We start from the raw sequence: 5,301 nt of genomic DNA on the forward strand, positions 1-5,301 counted from the left end.
GATAGGCTGCCACGCGGGTGAAAACCGGCAGTTGGACAGCCCCGGCGCCGCTGGCTGTGCGACCGAAGAGGCGGCCCGGCGCCAGGCGGCCATCGAAGGTCGTCATCACCTCGCGCACCTGGCTTTCTTTTACATACAGTGTAGTGTCCTGGGCCAGGCTCAATTCGCTGCTGAGCCGTTGATAGGCGATTGGGATCATGTCGGCCTGGGCTCTTTCCAAAGCCGGACAGTGAAACGGGATTCTTCTTCGATGAGATCCGGCTCGGTGCCGTTGTGCTCTTTCATGCCACGGATAATCTTGCGCGGCACGCCCAGCCCACTGGCTTCGATGTAACGGTAGTCGCGCAGTACCTCCTTGATCAATTCGTTGCGAGTAGCCCGGTAGCCTAATCGCATCTTTTCGACGGTCACGGTATTGGGAAGGTTGCCGGGGGAGATCACCTCGATGCGATCGGCATAAAGGGATAATTCGATGTCAATGCCGCCGATGGTATAATCACGATGCGCGATGGCGTTGACGATTGCCTCCCGCACCGCTTCCAGAGGGTAGTCCCATCGTTCTTCACGGCGGCCATCTGTCCCGATCCGGGCCTTCATTTGGGTATTACGCCGCACGAAGTCTATTGCCTGCTCTACCAGGCCGGCCTCAACCAGGTCGCCCGCAGTAGAACGGAGCGCCACAATCGGTCCGCGCAACACCGCGCGCTCTTGGGTCGCATAATCCTTCTCCTGCCCCGGGTACGCGACAGCGGAGATGCCGGACTGCGGTAGATAACGGTTGGGACGAACACCGAAGAGGAGCATACCGCCCACAGTCGCCATCATCCGCCCGCGATCCAAGATCATGAACTCTGTGTTGGTCAGGAGTTTTTCCCAATTGCCGGAATCTTCAGAGGCAGGACAATCTTGCTGGCGGATATCTCGAAAGTAGTTTTGCAGACGCCGGATGTCCAGATCAGCGAGACTGCTGCCGGGCACCGGGCGGATGTCATTGTGTAACTGCCCCGAAGCCTGGTAGAGGCGAATCTTCTCTTCCTTGCTGGCTTCGCGCGTCACGGTACCGACGCGGATGAACACGATCCATGCCGAACCCTGTTTGGCCTCATACGGTTTGTCCGGGCTATCGGCCGGCAAGGTAATCACGCCCACCGTCTTTCCGTCATCCATGGATACGACTTCCCAAAAGGGGATGACGGGAGGACGGATGTTATTGCGGCAGATATTCATGACCCACTCTTCTGCATCGGCATTGGAGCGGTTCAAGCCCGATACATCGCCGCTGTCCTCGACACCGAGGAGGATGTAGCCGCCCTCGAAGTTAAGCAAAGCCACGATCCTGGAGGCGAGTTGGTCCGGTCGTACATCATCGCGTTTGAATTCAACTCCCGAGCTCTCCCCGTTACGGATCAACTCGGCTAGTTCGGTCTTGAGCATGTGGCCCTCCTTAGAATCCGTACTTCATCCGCCGCATCTGGAATGCCGCTTCGCCTCCCTCCAGGAGTTCTTCTACCAGATCACGAACCGGTTTGCCGTCAATGGATCCCATATACTCAGTGGGAATCTCGGCATAGCCTTGCCCAGCCTCGCCGGTCGCGCGCAGGCCCAAAATCAACTCCGCATCCCCTAAAACCGGGATATTGGCGTTGTGAGTCGAGAAGATGAACTGACGGCGCCGCTTCTCCTCTTTCATTTTTGGGACAACCCCCTCGGTGACGAAACGATTGTCCAGATCATCCTCAGGCTGGTCAATGAGCAACGGCGCATCCGACTCCAGGAGTAGCAGGAGCAAGACCGCCGTCGCTTTCTGTCCGGTAGAGAGATCGTCAAGGACGCGCCAAACCGGTTCCTGGCCCTCGGCAGCCACGTTCAACTCAATCCGAGTCGTCGTGCGCAGTTCCAGTTCCTCAACATGCATGACCGTTTCTACGGGTGCGGCGACCAGGCGTTCGGCTGCGGAACGTGGAATAGCATACCGTTCGATGAGTGCGCCGGCGCCTTCGCGCCAGGCTTCGGCAAGCGCCTTGAGCGAAAGCACGTCTGGCTTGTGCAGCGTCTCAATGGCTTCAGCCAGCCGGCCACCGACCTCCTCTCGTAACAGGACGTAAAGCGGCTCCCGGTTGCCGGCAAAGGCGACCTGCACCCGGACATGCCTGGTCAACTTACGGCTAACTCTCTTGGCTGCGCGTTCCAACTCGCGGAACTGCGTCGCCAGGAGGTCCTCCCACTCAGCCAGTAGACCGCGGCGATGGTGCTCGAGCTCGTCCAGATCGCGCACCAGGCTTTTTCGTCGCTCGGCCAGCGGTCGCAGATCTTCGATTTGCCTGCGCAGCCGGATGAACTCCTCGCCATCCACATGCGCTTTCTGGAGCTCACGCAGGATTTTCTCGTAGGCGGCCAGCACAGCCTGCTGGCGTTCCTCCCAACGGCTGCGCGTCCTGGATATTCCGTCCGTGGCCGTGTTCAGCGCCTCTTCGATCTTCGTTGCCGCGGCCTGCATCTCGGCGTTCAATTGCTCGAAGACCGGCCGCAAATCCGCCAGTATGGTCTGTCCCGGCAGGTCATCCAAGGCTCGCGGTGAGAGGAAAGTGAGGTCTATCGGCAGTTCGCGGCGCAGTAAATCCAATGGCTCACGGAATGGACTAAGGCGCTCATCGGCGCCGGTCACGACGCGCTCTTCCCGCACCAGGGTGCTTCGCTCTTGCAGACGTTCTTCCAGGCCCGCCTGCTGGAACCTGCGCAAGGTTTCTTCCAGGCCCGGCAGCCGAGCAAGGCGATCGTCTACTGCCTGGATGTCCTTACGCAGGTCGTTGATTTTGGTGCGTGAACCCTCCAGCTTGCGGGCCAGTTCAGCCTTGCGCGGTGGTAAATCGGGATCGCGCTGTGCGAAACGATCCAGCAGGCGCGTGAGCTTCTCCGGGCTCTTGGTCAGTTCAGCGATCTCGTGCTGTCCATAGACCTCGACTCGCGGGACGATTTCTGCCGGAGCCACGTCCAGCAGATCACCTGCCTCGTTACGCACCAGGGCTGGATTGGGAACCGTACGTTCGATGCGATACTCGCACCGTGCTGGGCTGTGGGTGCAGACCAACAGAGATATCTTGGTGCCGCTTCGGAGCACACCACGCACAATTCCTTCATGGGCGCGGCGCGCCTCGTCGCCGAGCGGAGTAAGCCCCAAGACATACCGGATACTTTCCAGAATCGTTGACTTACCCGTCCCGCGACCTCCGATCAGGACGTTGAGGTTCTCATTGAAGTGAATCCCCTGTCCATCGAGGAATCCGCCTTCCCATGCGATGGCCGCCAACTCGATGTGACCTTCCGGAATCGGATCGGTGGCCAGCCGGATGCGTGATTCGGGGTCGAGAAAGGCCTGGCGCAAGCCTTCAACACTCACCTGCGACATCTTGATCCAACAGGAAGAACTGGGCTGCGCCAGGTCGTCCGGACTATTCGCATCTTGAGCGTTGATGACCGTGATCGGGTGGCTTCGCCGGTGCTGCCGGTCCTTATTCTGCAGGATCGGTCGTAGCTCGGCGGGAGCGTCGTCAACCGGTCCGGGCAGAGAGCAGGCTTGCAGATCGGAAGATTTCCATGCCTGAATCCTCGCCTGTCCCTTGAGTGTTCGCAGCAGGCCTCCTTCGCTGGCCACGTGTGCCGCGACACAAATCCCCTGCCACTTGCTGTGCGCACGTTCGAGAAGCTCAAGCGCGTCGAAGTCGCCAATAGGGGATTCCTGATCGTCGTCGTGGACGCCACAGTCACCGAGGAGTCGCTCCAACTGTTCGGCGGAACGGTCCGGGTTGAAGAGACACAGCAAATGTACGCCATCCTTGGTGACGGCCTCGAAACCCGGAAAGACAGCGAGACCGGCCTGCTGAGCTGCAAGACGGAGGCCTTCCGATGTCCGGACCCGATAGTGATCCGTGACGGCGATCACCTCGATGTCGTGTTCCCTACAGGCGGCAATGATTGCCTGATTGTAGGTTGCCTCGTCCGTGAAGGTTCCTGTCTTATTGTGCCGTTTCAGATACTCGAATGGGTTGACCTGCAACGCACATCTGTAAAATCGCGCACCGGATGGGAGCATCCGCGCGCGTTCAAGGGGATCAAGCTCGGCCATGATCATGCTCCATAAGCAGAAGACGTCTCTCGTATCTTAAGCGGATGCGCGGCTGCTTCAACAGATGATCGTAGACAGCCGAGAGTTGGTGGGGAAGGGGATCTACGCGCGATACCGACAAGCCAAAGTAGGGGTCGTATTCGTAGGCGATGCCCAGGGCCAGCGCCTCCAGCCCGAGACGGAGCAGTTTCCCGTCACCGTCGTAGGTGGCCGTGGCGTCAATGATGCTGAGCGTCTGGATGTCACGTGGCGTGAGGGTGACGTTGCGAAAGCGCTCCGAATGCATACCAACCAGGCCGGCCGTCCAGGCGTCACGGCCTGCAGGGCGCACGGTCTCTACCCGCACCGGCTCGCTGAAGAGCGGGCCGGTTAGGATTTGCCCTACACGGATCGGCGGTGATTCGCTCATGCCAGAGCTTGCTCCGGGCTACTACGTCTGCAGGGCGCTACCCTCGTGAACGGCAGCAAAGTGCGCCTATCGCTGGTTGCGAACGCTGGGGGATCAGGATCTTATGCGTACCTTATACCACAACATGACCAAGTAGGCAACATCACCGGAAACGGGGTATGCCATCACCGTAGGGGAAGTCGAAGAAGTGTGTGCTGGGGTGGGTAGGAGCACGAGGCAGGCATGATATTGATGGATGCCCGAGACTTTTCGCACCGCGGAGATGCTGCGCATGAAAATCCGGCTACGCCCTATCTTGCTCACCCTGCTCCTCGCGGCCGCCGTTGTCGCGACGGCCATAACCCAGGCGCCGGCGAGCCAACTCATCACCTTTGCCGACGAAAACGCAACCTGGGACTGGCAGGTCACCTGCCAGGATGCCCTGCAAGCCTGGGTGCAGCAGTCTCCCAATCCCATCCGCACCATCCGGGTGACGCTCACCGACGAGAAGAACCTCGGCGTGTCCACCGTTGGCATCGGCTGTCCCGGCGACAAGGACCAGGCCGCCATCGCCTACGCCGCCTACGCCGCCTGCGACGGCAAGCCGGACCTGGCCTGCCGGGTCGCCATCCAGCACGGCGCGCCGGGCGACGACCTGAATGTCGCCGTCACCGCCGCGATCCCGCACGGTGGCGTTCCCCGCTTCAGTGCCCAAACATAGCATACCCCTCTTTTTCGGGTACAGGGGCATTCTATCCGCACCGGCTGTCTCGGAGACGCCCGGCGCCTC

General features: G+C 60.3%; 5 protein-coding genes. 1 reads left to right on the forward strand and 4 read right to left on the reverse strand.

Annotated features, from left to right (window positions below; all coding sequences use genetic code 11):
* The 4 genes from CVT63_07675 to CVT63_07690 form a co-directional block, all read right to left on the reverse strand.
* Positions 1-199: hypothetical protein (locus CVT63_07675; GenBank protein PKQ27496.1), on the reverse strand; the 199-nt coding region annotated here is incomplete at its 3' end.
* A complete protein-coding gene (locus CVT63_07680) occupies positions 196-1,434 on the reverse strand; it encodes an ATP-dependent DNA helicase RecG (protein ID PKQ27497.1) in 1,239 nt (412 codons plus the stop codon). The genes CVT63_07680 and CVT63_07675, both read right to left, overlap by 4 nt.
* A 10-nt stretch (positions 1,435-1,444) precedes the next feature.
* On the reverse strand, positions 1,445-4,123 hold the full coding sequence (locus tag CVT63_07685; GenBank protein ID PKQ27498.1) for a phosphoesterase: 2,679 nt from the start codon (positions 4,121-4,123) through the stop codon (positions 1,445-1,447).
* Positions 4,110-4,532: a hypothetical protein gene (locus CVT63_07690; GenBank protein PKQ27499.1), complete on the reverse strand. Its 423-nt coding sequence runs from the start codon at positions 4,530-4,532 to the stop codon at positions 4,110-4,112. The genes CVT63_07685 and CVT63_07690 overlap by 14 nt, the downstream gene beginning before the upstream one ends.
* Positions 4,533-4,767: 235 nt before the next feature.
* On the opposite strand from CVT63_07690, the gene CVT63_07695 reads away from it, so the two are divergent.
* Positions 4,768-5,232 (forward strand): hypothetical protein, encoded by a 465-nt coding sequence (locus CVT63_07695; GenBank protein PKQ27500.1) that lies wholly within the window; start codon positions 4,768-4,770, stop codon positions 5,230-5,232.
* Positions 5,233-5,301 lie beyond the last annotated feature (69 nt).

Origin of the sequence: Candidatus Anoxymicrobium japonicum, from assembly GCA_002843005.1 — a bacterium.
Taxonomy (GTDB): Bacteria; Actinomycetota; Geothermincolia; order Fen-727; family Anoxymicrobiaceae; genus Anoxymicrobium; species Anoxymicrobium japonicum.

Bases quoted from the DNA above. Each gene is read 5' to 3' on its own strand.
- CVT63_07685 (PKQ27498.1), bottom strand. From the start codon at position 4,123: ATGGCCGAGCTTGATCCCCTTGAACGCGCGCGGATGCTCCCATCCGGT.
- CVT63_07695 (PKQ27500.1), top strand. From the start codon at position 4,768: ATGCCCGAGACTTTTCGCACCGCGGAGATGCTGCGCATGAAAATCCGG.
- CVT63_07690 (PKQ27499.1), bottom strand. From the start codon at position 4,532: ATGAGCGAATCACCGCCGATCCGTGTAGGGCAAATCCTAACCGGCCCG.
- CVT63_07680 (PKQ27497.1), bottom strand. From the start codon at position 1,434: ATGCTCAAGACCGAACTAGCCGAGTTGATCCGTAACGGGGAGAGCTCG.